The following is an 18,569-nucleotide window of genomic DNA, read 5'->3' as shown; positions in this document are numbered from 1 at the left end:
AAATAAACGTTACTGTAAATTACATATTCAACACCGTTTAAATGATCAAGAGGCTTTCCATAATTACCATAAATTGGAATGATGCAGAGGGATTAGCAAAAACAGTTGAAAGTGTAGTATCCCAAATCACTAGCAATTGTGAATATATAATTGTGGATGGCCAATCGACCGACGGAAGTCTGGAAATTATAAAAAGGTACGCAGATGATATTACTTCTTGGGTATCGGAACCAAAGAATGGCATATATGCTGATATGAATAAGGGCTTAGCTATGGCTACCGGGGACTATTGTCTGTTTTTAAACTCTGGTGATTGGCTTTGTGAGGGTAGTCTATCAAGGGCTATAAAGGAATGCAACGGAGAAGATATTATCTACTTTAATACTAAGCTCAGTTATGATGGGGAAAAGAGATTTGAGGAATTGAGATATCCTAAGTATCTCACTATGAGAAGCTTTTTCAATAGGACGATAGGCCATCAGTCAACATTAATAAAAAGAGATTTGTTCTTGAAATATGGAATTTATAATGAAAATTATAAAATTCATTCCGATTATGAGTTTTGGATTAAGACTATTATTATTGGAAATGTTAACTGCAAATATGTTGATCAATTTCTTGTTTATTACGATATGAATGGACGTAGTTCAAAGCCAGACGATAATTCGCTCCTTGAGATAGACTCGATTCTTATGCAACATCTTCCAAAACGAGTACTTGATGATTATCAGTATTGGTTTACAAAGGAGAAGGAGATGCAGATTCTAGTTTGGTATAGGAGTCAACCATTACTTTACAGGGTAATGGTTTTTTATTATAAAGTAATTAAAAATATTTCCAGATTACTTTCCAAGTAATATTTATTATTAATTAATATGAGTAATAAGAAGCCTGCACTTCTGAATGTTGGATGTGGAGATAAGTTTCATGGAGATTGGACCAATATTGATATGGTTTCTCATTACCCTGAGGTCATTGAGTATAATATATTAAACGAGCTACCATTTCAGGCAAATACTTATGACGTTGTTTATCACTCGCAGGTACTGGAACACATACCAAGAGAGAGGTCAATATATTTCTTATCGGAGTGTTATCGGGTCACGAAACCAGGGGGTATTATAAGAATAGTAACTCCTGATTTGGAAAATATTGTAAAAGAATATTTAACGTATCTCAATTTGTGCCTGTCGGATAAAAATGATTTGGCTGAGCAAAATTATGACTGGATTCTGTTGGAGATGTATGATCAGACTGTGAGAAATTATAATGGCGGGCAAATGCTAAACTATATAGAACGACCGGTATTGATTAATGAAGAGTATGTTATAGGGCGAATTGGTTATGTAGCAGAGTTGATAAGAAGCAGATATCTGAATGCTACCAAAGGGAAAGAAAGAGATTCCTTTTTCTTGACTTTATTACGACGAATTAGTAGAAATTTTAATTATTCTGGAGTTCGACGTAATTTACTAAGGTTATTGCTTACCAGAGAGGAAATGGATTTTATGAGAATTGGCCAGTTCAGGAAAGGTGGTGAGGTTCATTATTGGATGTATGACAGATTTTCATTATCCAGAATGTTAACAGAGGTAGGTTTTAATGAAGTCAAAATAAAAACTCCCTTCGAAAGTGATATTTTGGATTGGGCACGATATGAATTAGATGTTAAAAACAATCGAATTTATGATCCTACTTCTTTGTTCATTGAGGCACGGAAACCGGTTAGTAAATAGTGTTTGCTACGCCAGTACTTTTTATAATATTTAATCGTCCTTATATTGCTAAGAGGGCCTTTGATCAGATTAAAAAGGTGAAACCAAAATATCTATTTATTGCTGCAGACGGCCCACGACCGGATCAACAGGATGATTTTTGGAAATGTGCTGCTACCAGAGAAATTATTAAGCAAATTGATTGGGATTGTGAGTTGAAAACGTTGTTTCGTGAGGAAAACAGAGGATGTGGTTATGGCCCAGCGGAGGCAATAACCTGGTTTTTTGAGCATGTGGAGCAAGGGATCATTCTGGAGGAGGATTGCCTTGCTGATGAGAGTTTCTTTTATTTTTGTGAAGAGCTGTTACAAAGGTTTCGAGATGATCCGAAAGTATCGATGATAGCGGGGAGTAATCCGTTGATTAATTTGAAATGGGGGAGGGAGTCCTATATATTCTCAAATATGGGTTTTAGCTGGGGGTGGGCAAGCTGGAGGACGGCATGGAAACATTTCGACTATACTGCGTCAGCATGGAATACCAAGCAGGGGCAGGATAAGGTCAGACTTCATTTGAAGAGAGATATTTACTTTAGTCATTTTAAAAGAGAATTTGATCACTATTTTGGTGTGGTGCGCCGTGATGTCTGGGACTTCCAGTGGTTATTTTGCCGTTTTTTACAAGGATCATACACTATCATCCCTGCTAGAAATCTGATCTCTAATATCGGATTCGACGAAGATTCGACACATACCTTTGATGCGGGTATTAACATTGCTCAACTCCCGCTGACTCCTATCTCGTTTCCTTTGGTTCATCCGAAGGTGCGGGTTAATAAATTTATGGAGTGGTATCTTTTCGAAAGATTTATCAACCCTGGAAAAAGGAGCCTTGTCAAAAGGGCGTTATTGAAACTTATAAAATTGGTGCTATAAGTGAAGATACTGTCCCTAAGCCATAGTGATATTAACGGCGGTGCTGCAAGGGCCTCTTTTAGAATATTTGAAGCTCTTCATAAAAGTGGAGTCGAAATTGAAATGTTGGTAAAATACAAAGAATCTGCGCATGAGAAAGTCTTGCTAGCCGATGATTTTACTAAACAGGGGTTAGCTGGTCAGATTGATTTATTTAAAACCAAGGTGGAAAATAGATGGTATAAGTGGAAGATTGGTAACTACAATCATAGGAAAGACACATTTATTTCCAATCTGAGTTCGGTATCATTAAGTGAGGCTTTCGCTAAACTGGATTTTGATATCCTTCATCTGCATTGGATTTCGCATCAGTTTCTTGACTTGGAAGAGCTGAAATATATAAAAAAGCCTATTGTCTGGACTTTACATGATTGCTGGGCATTTACAGGGATCTGTCATTATTTTGATGACTGCGATAACTATAGAGGGGCTTGTGGAAGCTGCAATCTTCTAAATTCTGCTAGAGACAGGGATCTTTCAAGAGAAATATGGGAGAAGAAATCGAGGATATATAGGCAATGTAATATTCATGTTGTAACTCCAAGCAAGTGGTTGGGTGAAAGCGCTTCCAGGAGCTCTTTGCTTGGAAGATTTCCAATTACTGTGATACCATATCCAATTAATACAGGAAAATTTAAATCTGTGGATAAAGTGTTGGCCAAGGAAAGATTGGGATTAAGCAGGGATAGGAACTATATTTTATATGGGGCAATGAACGCTTTGGATGACGTAAGAAAGGGATTTCATTTTGTAAGAAGAGTATTTGAATTACTACCCATGGGCAAGCATAGTAATATTGAATTGCTCATACTCGGCAGCAATGTTAAGGAATTGAGTAATATTAATGGATATCGCATAAGATATCTTGGTAGTATTAACCAGGATACGCAACTTATGGATATACTATCAGCTGCTGATGTAGTCATTGCTCCATCCATATCGGAGAATCTTTCCTTGATGATCATGGAGGCCATGGCATGTGAAACCCCGGTGGTTGGGTTTAATATTGGAGGAAATCCTGATCTGATTGATCATAAGAGAAATGGTTACCTTGCTGCTCCTTTTTCAGTGGAGGATCTGTCTCATGGTATGATGTGGTGTTTGAATGAAAATCATAACGATAGACTTTCTGCGGAGGCTAGAAAGAAAGTATTTAATAATTTTAATGAAAAACGTATATCTGCTGAATACCTAAAATTATATGAGAGTTTATAAACCCTTTGTGATGTTTATTGAAAGTTAAATCTACGAATCATAAAATGGAGCGTCGCTAAAAATGCCACAACTTTCCATCATTACCGTTAACCTCAATAACTCGGTTGGTTTAGAAAAGACCATTGAAAGCGTAGTTTGTCAGACTTCTCAGGATTTTGAATATATTGTAATTGATGGAGGATCAACAGACGGAAGCGTAGATGTTATTAAAAAGTATGAAGACAAAATCACTTATTGGATTAGTGAATCAGACCAAGGAATATACCAAGCCATGAATAAGGGAATTCGGCAAGCGAGTGGAGACTATTGCCAGTTTTTAAATTCTGGAGATTATCTTCTGACTTGTGAAGTAACCGAGCAAATGCTTCATGAGATGCCTGATTGCAGCATCCTCTATGGAAATAAAATAAGGGAAATAAATGGTAAAAGGGTAGTTGAACGGAGTTATGCCGGGCGGCAGATTACGCTTTTGGATCTTTACCGTTCTACGATTTTTCATGCCTGTGCGTACATTAAAAGATCATTATTTGATCGATACGGATTGTATGATGAAACACTGAAAATTGTGTCGGACTGGAAGTTTTATCTTATAACGGTTGGCTTGCATAATGAGAAAACTGAATATAGGGATATAAATGTCGTTTGGTTTGATACCCAAGGTATCAGTAGCACTCACAAGGAATTGGATAAGAGAGAGCGTTCTCAGGTTTTGCAGGAGGTACTTCCCAAAAGTATTCTTTTAGACTACCAAACGTTTGCGATGGATGAGATGATACTCAGGAGATTAAAAGGTAATAGTATGATTTGGTTTTTGGTCATCAATTTGTACAGATTGCTTTTTGGCTTTGACAGAATGAGAAATAAGTGGAAACTATGAAGAAAGTTATAATTAAATTCCTGGATAAACTGGGAATAATTGTTTTTACCAGGAGAACAATAAAGAATTACAAAGTTGCACAATTGGAGCGTTTTCATGCATCTTTGGAAGGAAAAGGAGGGTTTCTTAAAGCAAGTGCAAATGGAGGATTAAAGGAAAAGTTGCTGAATCAAAATAGAACGAGCTGGCTTGAAATTGGCTGTGGTGGTACTTTTGATGATTATTTTACCTATGTTGATTTGTTTCCTGAAACATTGGTAAACAAAAGGGGTAAATATTACCGGATCGATATGGTCCATGCAACAGATGCTGCACTTCAGGAACTAGGTAAGTTTGATTTGATAAGGATGCAACATGTTTTTGAGCACTTCACGCCAGAAGCGGGCAGAATGGTACTCGATAACTGTGCCAAACTTCTGAATGAGGATGGCTATATACTTATTTCTACGCCTGATTTGAGAAAGTATGTTGGTTTTTATTTGTCAGGACAAATACGAGAGAATTATAACTGGGCTTTAAAACGAATTCCAAAGGACAGCCCGGATAGTTTCTACTTTTCTATTTTTTCACATAGCCTCCCATTTGAAAAACATGAATGGTGTTATGATGCAGAGGGGTTGATCTACCAACTGGAATCTTCGGGAAAATTCAAAAATGTACGCGAGATAACTTTGGAAGATGAGCTCGCTAATATACCGTTCACTCACAACAGACCTAGTGAAGATGTGTGCGTTGTAGCGCAGTTAAAGGCATCCTGAATGTTTCGTTATGAAAATATATATTGATTCCTACGTAGATGTTGATTACAACGCTTTTTATATTAAAGGGCTGTATGATTTTTTCGGAAGGGAAAATGTTTATTTTTCAAACGATTATTTTAGAGAATTAGGACCGAACTTAAATATCAGATTTGTTATTATAGGGTTATCAGGTATAGTAAGATACATCATAGACCCAAGCGATGATACCTCCATTGATAAAACGGATTACGAGTGGAGTGACTGTTATGGTAAGATTAACTTTAATTCGGATAAGACGCTTACGTTGTATCGAAGGAAAATAGTTATTATGCCTCCCAGCTTTGGTATAAAAGTATGGAGCAGGTATGAGAGTTTGTACTATGGCTTATCTAATTTGATGAAAGAATATAACCGTGTAAGCGATGTTAAACGTTTTCTTTCCAAATATTACAAGCAAAGCAAGCAGTTGCCAATTGAATCATATGAGCCAGCCTGTGCTTCTGAAAGTTATATATACTCTATTAACACGCTGTGGAATAGTGACCAATGGATAAATAATGATGCAACCGTTAATCATCACAGAGCCAACTTTATTAAAGTTTGCAAAACTTTATCATATCTGAATTTTGAAGGAGGTTTTGTATACAGTACCATTAGGAATATGAATCCAGCGTTTCAAGATTTGATGATTGACACTTCAAGAGTAAGTAAACGTACTTATATAGAGAAGAATAAGGCATCCGTATTGGTATTTAATACTCCTGCGTGGGCATTGTGCCATGGCTGGAAACTGGGAGAATATTTGGCATTAGGTAAGGCTATTATTTCTACGCCAATAATTAATGATCTGTTAGTGCCACTTGAGCACGGTAAAAACATTCATATTGTGTCTGGTGAAGAAGGAGAATTGAGAGATGCAATAGAGATGATTGTGGGTACACCGGTTTACAGAAAGATGCTGGAAAGGAATGCACGTGAATATTATATTAATTACCTTACCCCAATCAAATCAATAGAATGGTTGATTAATTCAAGGGACGCATAGGATTGGACTACAAATTTTCTTAAGTGTTTTCAGTCATAATTCCGTTATACAACAAGGCAAGCTACATTGAAAGGGCGATAAAGTCGGTATTAGATCAATCTTTTGCCGATTTTGAAGTGATTGTTATTGATGATGGCTCCACTGACGATAGCCCGGCAAAATTGAAATGTTTTACGGACCCGAGGCTGCGGCTTATACCTCAACCCAACTTGGGAGTTTCTACTGCGCGTAACAATGGAGTAAAGGAAGCACGGTTTGACTATGTCGCTTTCTTGGATTCGGATGACTGGTGGCATTCGAATTTTCTTAATGAAATGAAGAATTTGATTACCGGTTTTCCGCTTGCAGGAATGTATGGTTCAGGTTACTATATCGTAAAGAACGGAAGGAGCATACAGGCCAACATTGGTTTGGATGATGATTTTCAAATAGGTTATATAAACTATTTCAGTGTTTACAGCCGGACATTCTGGGTTCCAGTCAATTGTTCGTTTGTAGTGGTACGTAAGGATATATTTGAGGCACAGGGAGGGTTTAGCGCTAGTCTGAGGTTTGGAGAGGATGTTGATTTATGGGTCAGAATTGCGCTTAGGAATAAAGTAGGATATGTTAGAAAAAATCTGGCCTACTCCGATCAGGATGTCGATGTTTCGGCTCGGGCGCTCGGGATGGGCAGATATTGGCAGAAGAAGGAGCATGTGATTTTTAACCTTGCTTATCTTCAAGAAGAGGAAAATGTAAATCAGGAATTGAAGTTTCTTTTGGATGGCCTACGGGTAAGATCCTTAACTGGATTCTATCTTAAGTCCTGGCACTCTGATGAGGTACAGGCGATTTTGGCTAAGATTGACTTTAACAAACAACCCTTTTTCTACCGTTTTATATACCAGTGGCCCTTACTGCTCGTGAAGACGTACTTTGAGGCTAAGCAGCTTGGTTCGTTCATTAAACAGGCTTTCTTACGCATTGCGTATAACCGGCAGGCATCAGGAATGCTAGATTAGGTACTTGTTTCATTTGTATTAGGTCTAAGGATACAATTATTTTACAGGCAAAATCGGGTATGATTCCCAAAGTGATTCATTATTGTTGGTTTGGTAGGGGCAAAATGCCAGTTATGGCAAATAGGTGCATCACTTCCTGGCAGAAATTTCTGCCAGACTATGAGCTGAGGTTATGGGATGAAGCTACATTTGATGTCGACAGCGTACCTTATGTGAAAGAGGCCTATCAAGCCCGAAAATTTGCATTTGTAACGGACTATGTACGCTTGTATGCCCTTTACCGATTCGGTGGCATATATATGGATACGGATGTAGAGGTACTGAAAAGTCTGGATAACTTGTTACATCTTCCGGCATTTTCAGGCTTTGAGAGTGAAACAGAAATTCCAACAGGTATAATGGCAAGCGAACCATTTGGAAAATGGGCTGAGGAGCAATTGCAATATTATAATGGGAAACACTTCCTGCTGGCGGATGGAAGCTATGACATGACTACCAATGTGGAAATTATATCAGGAATTATGGCAGGAGAAGGGTTTAAATTAAAGAATGGCTATCAGATTTATAAGGAGTGGATACATATCTTCCCTAAAGACTATTTTTGCCCTAAGGAACGCTCTGGACTCATCAATGTTACCCCAAACACTTATTGCATTCATCATTTCGAAGGCTCTTGGCAACCTCTTGGCAGTAAAATTAAAAAATACTTTTTCAGGAAAATTCTGGGACCAAAAATTACGGATCAACTCATAAAGATTAAACGAACGGTATTGTCATTTTGATAATTAACAAAATCAGCCTCTTATCTCTTAGGGATAGACAAAAGTAGAACTCATAAAATAACATATTTCGACTTGCTATTAACCTATCTTCCCAAGTTTTTTGCTCAAAAGAGTCTGGCAACTTTTTTGGGGATTATGATTCTGACTTCGGTAGTCTTTTTTGGCAGAGCATTGCCAGTATTATGGACGCTATTCGGATTTCTGGAGGTTGTTCTATTCCTTGTTTTTCTAAGTAAATTAACGAAAAAATGGGGCGATAGCTCCCCGCAAGCTTATCAAAAGAAATTATTCTGGACTTCGTTTGTCATCCGTTTTGTTTGGGTGGTTTTTAGTTACTTCTTCTATACCATCATGACGGGAGAACCCTTCGAATTTGAGGCTGGCGATTCCAGAGGATATCACGAGGAAGGAGTATGGTTAGTCTCCTTGTTGCAGAACGGGAAGTTTGATGTTTATCTGGCCTACATCGGTACCAATTATTCTGATATGGGATATCCCTTCTACCTTGGACTTCTGTATTATGTTTTTGGTGAGAATGTGCTGGTGCCACGTCTGATAAAAGCTGTTTTAGGGAGTCTTACCTGCCTTTTGGTATATAAAATTGGAAGGAATAACTTCGGGGAATCCACAGGGCGGATTGCCGGTATCATGGCAATGCTGGTCCCGAATTTGGTTTATTACTGTGGCTTGCACGTAAAGGAAACAGAAATGGTTTTTCTAATGGTTTCATTTGTTTATCTGGCGGATAAACTGATCAGAGGCCGTAAAGTAAATCTTCGTGACATGATTTTACTCCTGTTGCTGGGAGCTTCGTTATTCTTTTTTCGAACTGTTTTGGCCGCTTGTCTGATCGGCTCCGTGGGTTTAGCTGTGGTCCTGACCTCCAGAAGGGTGTCGGCGATCAATAAACGTGGAAACATTATTCTGGTGTTACTACTTGGTGCTTTTTGGATTGCTTCAACGCCGCTGATCAATAACATTAATGAGTATCTGGATGCCAGCGACAAGAATCTTACTTCGCAAATGGATAATTTTGCGACACGTGATGGAGCAAACAAGCTGGCCCGGTACGGGTCCCGAAGTGTCTTCCTGCCCTTTATGCTAATGGCACCATTCCCAACCCTTGTTTACATCGCTGATCAGCCCAATGCGATGATGCTGGCCGGGGCCTACTTCACGAGGAATGTATATGCCTTCTTCATCTTTATCGGCCTCTTTGCACTTTATAAGCAGAAGCAGCTGCGGGAGCATATTTTGTTATTGTCCGTTCTTGCTTCTTATCTTTTCGTGCTGGCGTCCAGCGGTTTCGCACTTTCGGAAAGGTTCCATTTGCCTCTGGTACCTGTGTTGCTGATTTTTGCGTCCTTCGGGGTTTCCCAGATGAACATGAAGAATAAGAAGTATTTTATTCCCTATCTGGTCCTCGTTTCCGTGATTATCATAGGTTGGAACTGGTTTAAATTAGCCGGGCGGTCATAAGTTACAGATGCGCATTCTGATTGTATGCAGCGGCAACGCCCCACACTTTGATTTTCAGAAGCACCAGGCTTTCATTTATGATCAAGCCGAGGCATTGAAGCAAGCGGAACCCGGCATTCAGATAGATTATTTTTTTATAAAGGGTAAGGGTATCATGGGGTATCTGTCCTGTTGGGGTAAGCTCAGGAGGCAACTTAAGGAGCAGGATTATACCTGCATCCACGCGCATGTGACCCTATCAGGATTGCTGGCCAATTTACAGCGAAAAGTGCCGGTGGTTACCACATTTCATGGGTCGGATATTAATTTTCCTATCCTCAGGGTAATATCCCTGGTTGTTGATATACTGAGCCGGAGGACGATTTACATCAGCCAGAACCTCGTTTCAAAGGCACTGTTTACGGGGAAATCCAAAAGCGTGGTCATTCCCTGCGGTGTAGATTTTGATCTGTTTGTGCCGGGGAACAAAGAGCAGAGCCGACAACTTTTAGGACTTTCCCCGCATAAGCGGTATATTTTATTTTCGTCTCATTTTGACAATACTGTAAAAAATTATCCCCTGGCCAGGCAGGCGGCTGAACTTGTTAAGGACCCCATGCTGGAAATCCTCGAACTGAAAAATTACTCGCGGGCGGAGGTGGCGCTATTATTCACCGCGGTCGATATGGCCCTGATGACCTCCTATTCGGAAGGCTCGCCGCAATTTGTGAAAGAAGCCCTGGCCTGTAACTGCCCTGTGGTGTCCACGGACGTAGGGGATGTGAGAGAAATCATGAGAGAAATAACCGGCTGTTATATCACCACGTATGAACCGGCCGATATAGCTGAGAAAATCAGTCAGGTACTATTTCATGCAAAGCCTGTGGCCGCACGAGACCATGTGCTGGGCTTTGATAACCGCCTCATTGCCAAACGAATTCTGGATGTTTATCATCAGCTCTGATGCCTGTGGAAAATGATCACACCGTCATCATCGATTATGGCATGGGAAATCTTCGCTCGGTTCAAAAAGTTTTCAACCGCCTGGATCCCGCTACGCATATTTCGTCGGATATCGAAAAAATTGCCGGAGCCAGTAAACTGGTTTTGCCAGGAGTGGGTCATTTTGCCGCAGGGGTGAAGAAACTGAGGGAAACGGGTATCTGGGATGTTCTGAATCATAAAGTGCTGGTAGAAAAGACGCCTGTTTTGGGTATCTGTCTGGGGATGCAGCTCATGGCGCGTCATAGCGAAGAAGGAAATGCAGCCGGCCTGGGCTGGTTTGATGCCGAGGTGGTCAGGTTCAGGGTAAATGATCGGCTTAAATATAAGGTGCCGCATATGGGGTGGAACACCGTTGAGGGCAGGGGCTCAGGCCCGCTTTTCAGGGATGTTCCAGAGGATGTTCAGTTTTATTTTGTTCATTCCTACCATGTTGTGTGTAAGGATCCGTCCGACGTACTCGGTAGTACCACCTACGACTATCCCTTCGTATCCGTGATGGGAAAAGGGAATATTTACGGTGTGCAGTTTCATCCGGAAAAAAGCCACGGATGGGGAGAACAGCTAATTGCGAATTTCATGAGTTTATAAAAGTATATAGTTGTAGGGTACTGCCAGTTACTACAATCAGGGCAGATAGCCGTTTCGCTTAACAAAAAGTTATGTTCAGGCCCCGTGTAATTCCGGTTCTCCTTTTGAAAGATAAAGGGCTGGTTAAATCCGTAAAATTCAGTAATTACAGATACATCGGTGATCCGATCAACGCCGTCAGGATCTTTAATGAGCTGAAAGCGGATGAACTGGTTTTTCTGGATATTCTGGCTACGAAGGAGAAACGTAGTATCAATCTGGATTTTGTAAGGCAGGTGGGGGATGAGGCGAATATGCCTTTCGCAGTGGGAGGAGGTATTCAAACCATCCGCCAGATAAAGGATACCATCAACGCCGGTGCAGAGAAAGTAATTATTAATTCCTTTGCGGTTCGGAAGCCAGCGTTCATCAAAGAAGCATCCGAGGAGTTCGGCAGCTCCACAATTGTAGTGTCTATTGATATAAAAAAAAGGTTGCTGGGTAAAAAACAGGTTTATACCGAAAGTGGGAGTTATGCCACAGGACTCAACCCTGTGGAATGGGCTCAGCAAATGGAAGCAAATGGCGCTGGGGAAATCATCATTACGTCGATTGACCACGATGGTATGATGCAGGGCTACGATTTGGTACTTATCCAGGCTATATCTGCTGCCGTGAGTATACCCGTTGTGGCATCCGGTGGTGCCGGGGAACTGGCTGATTTTAAAGCCGCCGTTCAGCTGGCCCATGCTTCGGCAGTGGCTGCGGGCTCATTGTTTGTATACCATGGTCCCAGAAAGGCAGTCCTGGTTAATTACCCTAAAAACGAAGAGTTAAGAAATCTGTTTAGTCCATCATGAGAGTTTGTGTAAAAGGTGCCTGGGATGAAACGATCCCCGGGATTGTTTTTGATGAAAACGGGGTGTCGAACTTTTGCAGGTTGCAGGAGAAAATGATGGCAGATCATCCACGAGGAGCCAAAGGGCGCAGCGACTGGGAGAAGCTGGTGTCGGATATGAAAAATGCGGGCCGCCGGAAAGGTTACGACTGCGTTATTGGCGTCAGCGGAGGAGTGGATAGTTCCTATTTGCTGCATCTGGCACACCAATATGGTCTGCGCCCTCTGGCGGTGAATCTGGATAATGGTTTCAATAGTGAAATTGCTGTTCAGAACATCTATAAGGTTACATCCAGGCTCGGTATCGATCTGGAAACCTATGTGGTGGAGTATGAGGAAATGAAGGATTTGCTGCGCGCGTATATGAAAGCCGGTATGCCATGGATTGATACACCAACAGACCTGGCTATAAAGGCAACAATGTACAAAATAGCGGGTCAGGAAGGGATCAGGTATATTTTAAGGGGGAACGATTTTCGTTCCGAAGGAAAACAACCCAAGGAATGGACATACGCGGATGCCCGGCAGCTGCGGTTTATCCATAAGACTTTCGGGTCGGGAATCAGGCTGAGAACTTACCCTTTGCATACATTGCCGAAGATGATATATTCGGGCCTGGTCAGGGGAATCAGAGACGTTCGTCCGTTTTATTATTTGGACTATAGCAAGCAGGAAGCGAAGCGGTTAATGATGGAGGAGTATGAATGGAAGGACTACGGCGGGCACCATCATGAAAACCTGTTCACCAAATTTGCCATGGCATACTGGCTTCCTCTGAAATTTGGTATAGACAAGCGGAAAATCAATTTATCAGCCCAGGTATTGAGCGGGGCCATCACAAGAGATGAGGCTTTGGCACAGCTCAGGCAACCCTTTGCTTCGGACAAAGAATTGGAATTAACCCGCGCTTATGTTCAAAAGAAACTGGCACTTTCCGACGAGGCCTTTACCGCAATTTGGTCAGCACCAGCCAGAAATACATTTGATTACCCATCGGATTATGGTTTGATTTATGGTTTGGTAAAACGGTTTCGCCCCATACTAAAGAAACTCTACAGTTACACACCCATGTCTGTATCGGCGGTTGATGTGATCGAAGCAAAAATATAAACCTGATCAGTGAAGTACCTGTTTTATTTTGGGCATCCTGCTCAGTATCTGTTCTTACGGGAAACAATAAAAGAATTATCGCTGTCAGGAAGGCATCAGATAACAATCTTAATCAAAACTAAAGATGTTCTGGAAGACCTCGTCCGAAAGGATGGATTTCCGTATACGAATATTTTGCCAAAAAACAGGGGTAACTCAGTTTTCTCCATCGGGCTGAGTTTTTTCAAACGAATCGGTCTGATTATCCCGATCATCCTTCAAAAAAGACCGGATGTATTGATCGGAACGGATGCGACCATTGCCCAGGTCGGGAAATTATTTGGTTTGGACCGGATCACCATCCTTGAAGACGACTATAATGTAATCAAAAAACTGGCGGATCTGACCTATCCTTTTACACAGGTCATCTTGTGTCCTGAGGTTTGCAATGTGGGGGCCTGGGAAGCCAAAAAGGTTGGTTATAAGGGATACATGAAACTTGCTTACCTGCATCCTTCCGTATTTACAGCTGATGAACAAATCACTAGGAAGTATAATTTGGGCGGCCGATACGTTCTGATTCGTTTGGTGAGCCTGACGGCCCATCACGACTTTGGGATTAAGGGAATTTCCTACGATTTGGTAAATCAAATGATCGGTAGTATTGAGGATAACGGGTATAGCGTAAAAATTTCTACAGAAGCTGTTACAGACCCACGGCTTGAAAAATACTTGCTAAGAATTGATCCCAGTGATATGCATCATGTCCTGGCCCAGTCGGCTTTGTTGATTTCAGACAGCCAGAGCATGAGTGTTGAAGCCGCCATGTTAGGTGTTCCGTCCATCCGTTATAGTGATTTTGCTGGCAAGATTTCGGTTTTGGAGGAGCTGGAACATACCTACAAACTGACCTTCGGTTTGAAAACCGGAAACGAAACGAAGCTGATTTCGCAGCTGATGGAACTGATCAAACAACCCGATCTGAAAAACCTATTTCAGGAAAGGCGGAATAAAATGCTTAGTGAAAAAATAAACGTGACCCGATTTCTGACATGGTTTTTGGAACAGTATCCGGGAAGCGTGGAAATCATGAAGGCGGATTCAAAATATCAGGACACATTTTTGTAATTCTAACACATTCCGCCATGTTTACTTTTCTGACAAAACCCGTTCTTAAAAAACTGGCCTGGATCTATACCATTGTCATTCTGCTGCTTGTAACGCTTCCCTTAAACGGGGAAAAACAAGTGTTAGGCAAACTCAATGCTAACTATGTGCTCCATATCAGGCTTGACTATCTCTCACATGGCCTGCTTTTTATTCCCTGGGTATTACTTTGCTGGCATGGAGGAAAACCGGATAATCCGCGCAAAAAATTGCTGATATTATGGTGGATTGCCGGACTTGCATTTGCAGCTTTTTGTGAATATCTACAGTTGCTGCTGCCGTACCGTACTTTTAATATCAACGACTTACTGGCAAATATGCTGGGTGTGCTGCTCGGTACACTGCTCGTTTACGGATACCCGAACCTACCTGACAAGATAGCTTAGCAAATGGTTCTGACTAAAATTTTGTATCTCTTTCAGTGTTAAAACTCCTTACCATTATTGGCGCACGCCCTCAGATTATTAAAGCGGCTGCTTTGAGCAGGGCCATCAGGAACAATTTTTCGGACAGCGTAACAGAGATTATTGTGCACACCGGACAGCATTACGATGTCAATATGTCTGATCAGTTTTTTGTGGAATTGCAGATACCCCAGCCGGTTTACAACCTGGGGGTTGGTTCCGGCAAACACGGGCGGCAAACGGCTGACATGATCATAGGCCTTGAAGAAATCATGGAAAAGGAAAAACCCGATTTTCTGATCATCTATGGTGATACCAACTCCACACTGGCCGCTGCCATAACAGCGGCTAAAATTCATATTCCAATTGTCCATATTGAAGCCGGGTTGCGCTCTTTCAACAAGAAAATGCCTGAGGAAATAAACCGCATTCTCAGCGACCATGTTTCCACTTATCTGTTTCCACCTACCCAAACTGGTTATAACAATCTCGTAAGGGAAGGCTTTCGGACAGGTACACTTCCGCCTTTTTCTATGGATAACCCCGGTATCTTTCATGTTGGCGATGTGATGTTCGACAATACCCTTTATTTTAGCGATGCTGCGCGAAAAAGCCCTTCAATACTGGATAAATTGGCACTGCACAACGGTGCATTTGTACTGGCCACGCTGCACAGGAATACCAATACTGATGACGCGGGCAGATTGAACGCCATATTTGGAACGTTGCTGGAAATTGTGCGTGATTACCAGGTTAGGGCAGTATTGCCTCTGCATCCACGTACAAGGAAACAAATGGATGTGCTTTTGGAGGGTGATTTGCTCTCGGAGATTAAGAATAATCCGGACTTTTTGCTCGTTCCTCCTGTGTCGTTTTTGGAAATGATCCAGTTACAAAATGGAGCCCGGTGTGTGATTACGGATTCGGGAGGGGTGCAGAAAGAGGCTTATTTTCTGAACAAACCTTGTATTATCCTGCGTGCCGAAACCGAATGGGTGGAGATTGTAGAAAGTGGTGCCGCTATGCTCTGTGATGCAGACAGGTACAAAATACTGAATGCATTTGCACATTTTGAGAAAAAGCCGGATAGCGTCTCTCATAACATTTACGGTGACGGAAATGCGGCGGAAAAAATACTGAGGACGCTGCTGAATGAATTTGAGCAAAAAAATGGTTTAAAATCAGAAACGGGCATAAACGCCCAGATTTCCTGAGTGGGTTATGCCAAAATGAAAAGAGGGCTGAAAAGAAGTCGTTTTTTGACTGCCTATTTTCGAGTTATACTGCCTGCTTGACCGCACGATGAGTTCATTTCCGGATTCCAGCATGACGATCCCAGCTATAAACATACCCAACCCGGCCGCAAGTTTGGGACGGCTCCGGATGGTATAGTGAGCCGTGATATCCTGGTTGTTGTAATGGATGTTGGCCGAAGCGGGTTTTCCTTTGATGGCGATGTAACCCAATACAACACCTGACGCCGACAGTAATGGCCCTAAAGGCTTAAGTATTTGCCCGCTGAGATAGCTTCGGCGGGCATTTTTATTTTCCGAATATAGCGTTCGGATCATTTCAGGCGACAGCTTTATGCCCTTCCGGTAAATGAGCGTTGTCAGGATTTTCCGTTTGACGGTTAATGAGTCCTCGTCCATTGGCTTCATGTCGGTATAGGCCAGGGAGTTATTTTTTTCTGTGTTTTGGGCAAAAACCAGTACCGGGCAGATGAGGATAAGGACTATAAAGGCTATTTTCATGAGCATACGACTTTCTTGATGGGGTTACAATCTTAGGAGATATTCTTAAAACTGGCGTTTAACCAATAAGGAAATCCCGGCGTTTTTTTTCAGCAGGCCTCCGTTGTCATAGGTAAGGCCGGTCGCAATCGTATATTGTTTAACGGGAAAGGAAATTTGCTGGAGAACAGATAGCTGCTGAACCGACAAGTGATATTCCTGTCTGTAATTACCTAAATTGTTGCTGGTTGAAATTCTTGAAATCAGATTTACACGTTTTATTTTGCTTTGCACACTAACTATAACTGCATTGACCCGGTTGTTAAGAATGTAATTCGGATTGAGCGACTTTGCTTTATCGTCCGTAAGTCCGTTTGAGTTACGCACCGGCATCAGGAACGCAGTACCTATGGTTTGCCGTTTGTACACCCAGCCATCTTCATAAACACCATTGTTAAAATAATTATCCTGTCCCCTCAACTCAGGCAGTACGGCTCTTGACGACAGTGGCCCGCCCTGGCTGGAGGTATGCAGATATTCTACGACGATCTTTAATATGCCAGTATTTTTCGCACGATTGGTCCAGGAAATACCTGATAATCCATCTGTAACATTATTCAGGAAATAGAGCGAACCATCCTCATAGATCGACTGCCGATAGAGCATCCATCTGCTTTTGACGCCCTGGTATTCCAGGCATAAATCCAGGGTACCTAAATGATTTCCCAGCCGGTTCCCTTCGCCATATACTTTTCCTCCAGTTCTGAAGCGATAACTCCCGTAGCGAATCGGAATCCCGGCAATTACGTTCAGGTAGGCCTCAAGGCTTTGTCCGAATTCCGTTACAGTTACCTTATTGTCCGGATCATAAAAAGGGACGGCTGGCTTGCCACCCCACTGGGCCTGGTGGTTGAAACCAGCGTGAAACTTAAATGCCCAGGCTGGCTTCCCGAGCCTTAAATAAATGCTGGATTGATGGAGGAAGTAGTTCTTGGTGGAGTCGGCTGACCCGAACCACCCATGAGAAAATTGTCCTTTTACTGCTAAAATCCTGTTTTTAAAAAAAATATTGGTATAATTTGGGATGGATAGCTGTATTTTTGGTACTGGTAAGGCATTACCCGACCAGATGTAGGAACCCGAGGTAAGGGTGGTATCAACCAGGCCGACCATCTCACGACGGCGCCCCGCATAAAGTTCGAAAGCCTTATACCGCACTTTAGCGTATAATTCTGGTAATACCATCTGGTTTTTGGCACCTGCATTGAATACCGTGCGGATCCCATAGCCGTAGGAAAATTTTCGGGTGCTGTCGTATTCTTTGTGAGCCTGCCCGCGGAGCGTCAAAATTCCAGATTCCAGCGGAACCTCTCCGTACTGATTCGCCTGTTGCCAAAACGAATTTGAAGAAGCCGTCGACGCCAGAATCCCTGCTTCAACCTCATACCTGACTGTTTTTGATATCTGTTGCGTGTATCCCTTGAAGGGAGAGGTGAAAACAAAGACAGATATTATTTGTAGAATATATTTCATAGAATTCTAAGTGAGGCTGAGTAGGATGTAGTGAGATTTAAATTTATACTAAATGTACGATTACTACTACAAGCTCAAAAGTAGATAATATTTTTTTAAGTTGATTTGTTCGTTTAAATTAGCATCTGCATCGCCTCCGGAAATGAATGATTTATAGTAAAAATTTTGGGAAAGTGCTGTATTTCGAAGTATGAAATAGGTTCTAAACTTGCGGCATAGTACCGGACATTTCGCAATCAAGCATTACTGGCGGCTTACCCGGGGTTTGCAAGTGCTGATCAGCCCGCCGCTGTTTGCGAAAACGGATTAAAGACATCAAAAGATTAAAAATCGGATTTTAAACCTTACACCATTGAATTCTCA

At 41.7% G+C, this 18,569-nt stretch carries 19 protein-coding genes; 17 read left to right on the top strand and 2 right to left on the bottom strand.

Annotation, left to right across the window (positions count from 1 at the left end):
- Nucleotides 1-41: 41 nt before the first annotated feature.
- The 17 genes from KOE27_RS10980 to wecB all read left to right on the top strand — a co-directional run bounded on the left by KOE27_RS10980 (nucleotide 42) and on the right by wecB (nucleotide 16,154).
- Nucleotides 42-857, top strand: coding sequence for a glycosyltransferase family 2 protein (locus KOE27_RS10980; RefSeq protein WP_215238929.1), 816 nt, complete (start codon nucleotides 42-44; stop codon nucleotides 855-857).
- An 18-nt stretch (nucleotides 858-875) separates the two neighbouring features.
- A complete protein-coding gene (locus KOE27_RS10975; RefSeq protein ID WP_215238928.1) occupies nucleotides 876-1,736 on the top strand; it encodes a class I SAM-dependent methyltransferase in 861 nt (286 codons plus the stop codon).
- Nucleotides 1,736-2,650 carry a nucleotide-diphospho-sugar transferase gene (locus KOE27_RS10970; protein WP_215238927.1) on the top strand — a complete coding sequence of 305 codons (915 nt, stop codon included), beginning with the start codon at nucleotides 1,736-1,738 and terminating at the stop codon, nucleotides 2,648-2,650. Before KOE27_RS10975 ends, KOE27_RS10970 begins: the two co-directional genes overlap by 1 nt.
- Nucleotides 2,651-3,904, top strand: a complete 1,254-nt coding sequence (locus KOE27_RS10965) for a glycosyltransferase family 4 protein (protein WP_215238926.1) — start codon at nucleotides 2,651-2,653, stop codon at nucleotides 3,902-3,904.
- A 61-nt stretch (nucleotides 3,905-3,965) separates the two neighbouring features.
- Nucleotides 3,966-4,781 (top strand): glycosyltransferase family 2 protein, encoded by an 816-nt coding sequence (locus KOE27_RS10960; RefSeq protein ID WP_215238925.1) that lies wholly within the window; start codon nucleotides 3,966-3,968, stop codon nucleotides 4,779-4,781.
- Nucleotides 4,778-5,539 (top strand): methyltransferase domain-containing protein, encoded by a 762-nt coding sequence (locus tag KOE27_RS10955; protein WP_229252966.1) that lies wholly within the window; start codon nucleotides 4,778-4,780, stop codon nucleotides 5,537-5,539. Before KOE27_RS10960 ends, KOE27_RS10955 begins: the two co-directional genes overlap by 4 nt.
- A 10-nt stretch (nucleotides 5,540-5,549) precedes the next feature.
- Nucleotides 5,550-6,566, top strand: a complete 1,017-nt coding sequence (locus KOE27_RS10950; RefSeq protein WP_215238923.1) for a glycosyltransferase — start codon at nucleotides 5,550-5,552, stop codon at nucleotides 6,564-6,566.
- A 23-nt stretch (nucleotides 6,567-6,589) separates the two neighbouring features.
- Complete coding sequence (locus tag KOE27_RS10945; protein WP_215238922.1) at nucleotides 6,590-7,570, top strand: glycosyltransferase family 2 protein; 981 nt, start codon at nucleotides 6,590-6,592, stop codon at nucleotides 7,568-7,570.
- Nucleotides 7,571-7,629: 59 nt separating this feature from the next.
- Nucleotides 7,630-8,352 (top strand): glycosyltransferase family 32 protein, encoded by a 723-nt coding sequence (locus KOE27_RS10940; protein WP_215238921.1) that lies wholly within the window; start codon nucleotides 7,630-7,632, stop codon nucleotides 8,350-8,352.
- 72 nt (nucleotides 8,353-8,424) lie between these two features.
- Nucleotides 8,425-9,831, top strand: coding sequence for a glycosyltransferase family 39 protein (locus tag KOE27_RS10935; protein WP_215238920.1), 1,407 nt, complete (start codon nucleotides 8,425-8,427; stop codon nucleotides 9,829-9,831).
- Nucleotides 9,832-9,838: 7 nt separating this feature from the next.
- A complete protein-coding gene (locus KOE27_RS10930) occupies nucleotides 9,839-10,774 on the top strand; it encodes a glycosyltransferase family 4 protein (protein ID WP_215238919.1) in 936 nt (311 codons plus the stop codon).
- On the top strand, nucleotides 10,774-11,403 hold the full coding sequence (gene hisH, locus KOE27_RS10925; protein ID WP_215238918.1) for an imidazole glycerol phosphate synthase subunit HisH: 630 nt from the start codon (nucleotides 10,774-10,776) through the stop codon (nucleotides 11,401-11,403). Before KOE27_RS10930 ends, hisH begins: the two co-directional genes overlap by 1 nt.
- 71 nt (nucleotides 11,404-11,474) lie before the next feature.
- Nucleotides 11,475-12,242: an AglZ/HisF2 family acetamidino modification protein gene (locus tag KOE27_RS10920; protein WP_215238917.1), complete on the top strand. Its 768-nt coding sequence runs from the start codon at nucleotides 11,475-11,477 to the stop codon at nucleotides 12,240-12,242.
- The gene (locus tag KOE27_RS10915; protein WP_215238916.1) at nucleotides 12,239-13,390 is read left to right on the top strand and encodes an N-acetyl sugar amidotransferase; all 1,152 of its coding nucleotides are present in this window, start codon (nucleotides 12,239-12,241) and stop codon (nucleotides 13,388-13,390) included. The genes KOE27_RS10920 and KOE27_RS10915 overlap by 4 nt, the downstream gene beginning before the upstream one ends.
- A gap of 9 nt (nucleotides 13,391-13,399) precedes the next feature.
- Nucleotides 13,400-14,497 carry a hypothetical protein gene (locus KOE27_RS10910; protein WP_215238915.1) on the top strand — a complete coding sequence of 366 codons (1,098 nt, stop codon included), beginning with the start codon at nucleotides 13,400-13,402 and terminating at the stop codon, nucleotides 14,495-14,497.
- 17 nt (nucleotides 14,498-14,514) lie between these two features.
- Nucleotides 14,515-14,922: a VanZ family protein gene (locus tag KOE27_RS10905; protein ID WP_215238914.1), complete on the top strand. Its 408-nt coding sequence runs from the start codon at nucleotides 14,515-14,517 to the stop codon at nucleotides 14,920-14,922.
- A 35-nt stretch (nucleotides 14,923-14,957) separates the two neighbouring features.
- A complete protein-coding gene (gene wecB / locus KOE27_RS10900) occupies nucleotides 14,958-16,154 on the top strand; it encodes a non-hydrolyzing UDP-N-acetylglucosamine 2-epimerase (RefSeq protein WP_215238913.1) in 1,197 nt (398 codons plus the stop codon).
- On the opposite strand, the gene KOE27_RS10895 is transcribed toward wecB, so the two are convergent.
- Both KOE27_RS10895 and KOE27_RS10890 read right to left on the bottom strand, forming a co-directional pair.
- Nucleotides 16,122-16,694 (bottom strand): hypothetical protein, encoded by a 573-nt coding sequence (locus KOE27_RS10895; RefSeq protein ID WP_215238912.1) that lies wholly within the window; start codon nucleotides 16,692-16,694, stop codon nucleotides 16,122-16,124. The genes wecB and KOE27_RS10895 overlap by 33 nt on opposite strands.
- 45 nt (nucleotides 16,695-16,739) lie before the next feature.
- Nucleotides 16,740-18,206 carry a capsule assembly Wzi family protein gene (locus KOE27_RS10890; protein ID WP_215238911.1) on the bottom strand — a complete coding sequence of 489 codons (1,467 nt, stop codon included), beginning with the start codon at nucleotides 18,204-18,206 and terminating at the stop codon, nucleotides 16,740-16,742.
- Nucleotides 18,207-18,569 lie beyond the last annotated feature (363 nt).

This window comes from Dyadobacter sp. CECT 9275, from assembly GCF_907164905.1.
Lineage (GTDB): Bacteria > Bacteroidota > Bacteroidia > Cytophagales > Spirosomataceae > Dyadobacter > Dyadobacter helix.
This window is presented reverse-complemented; position numbering and strand designations above follow the sequence as displayed.

Coding starts and splice junctions, on each gene's coding strand:
- KOE27_RS10960 (WP_215238925.1), top strand. CDS start 3,966: ATGCCACAACTTTCCATCATTACCGTTAACCTCAATAACTCGGTTGGT.
- KOE27_RS10950 (WP_215238923.1), top strand. CDS start 5,550: ATGAAAATATATATTGATTCCTACGTAGATGTTGATTACAACGCTTTT.
- hisH (WP_215238918.1), top strand. CDS start 10,774: ATGCCTGTGGAAAATGATCACACCGTCATCATCGATTATGGCATGGGA.
- KOE27_RS10915 (WP_215238916.1), top strand. CDS start 12,239: ATGAGAGTTTGTGTAAAAGGTGCCTGGGATGAAACGATCCCCGGGATT.
- KOE27_RS10920 (WP_215238917.1), top strand. CDS start 11,475: ATGTTCAGGCCCCGTGTAATTCCGGTTCTCCTTTTGAAAGATAAAGGG.
- KOE27_RS10955 (WP_229252966.1), top strand. CDS start 4,778: ATGAAGAAAGTTATAATTAAATTCCTGGATAAACTGGGAATAATTGTT.
- KOE27_RS10905 (WP_215238914.1), top strand. CDS start 14,515: ATGTTTACTTTTCTGACAAAACCCGTTCTTAAAAAACTGGCCTGGATC.
- KOE27_RS10940 (WP_215238921.1), top strand. CDS start 7,630: ATGATTCCCAAAGTGATTCATTATTGTTGGTTTGGTAGGGGCAAAATG.
- KOE27_RS10980 (WP_215238929.1), top strand. CDS start 42: ATGATCAAGAGGCTTTCCATAATTACCATAAATTGGAATGATGCAGAG.
- KOE27_RS10975 (WP_215238928.1), top strand. CDS start 876: ATGAGTAATAAGAAGCCTGCACTTCTGAATGTTGGATGTGGAGATAAG.
- KOE27_RS10890 (WP_215238911.1), bottom strand. CDS start 18,206: ATGAAATATATTCTACAAATAATATCTGTCTTTGTTTTCACCTCTCCC.
- KOE27_RS10895 (WP_215238912.1), bottom strand. CDS start 16,694: ATGAAAATAGCCTTTATAGTCCTTATCCTCATCTGCCCGGTACTGGTT.
- KOE27_RS10930 (WP_215238919.1), top strand. CDS start 9,839: ATGCGCATTCTGATTGTATGCAGCGGCAACGCCCCACACTTTGATTTT.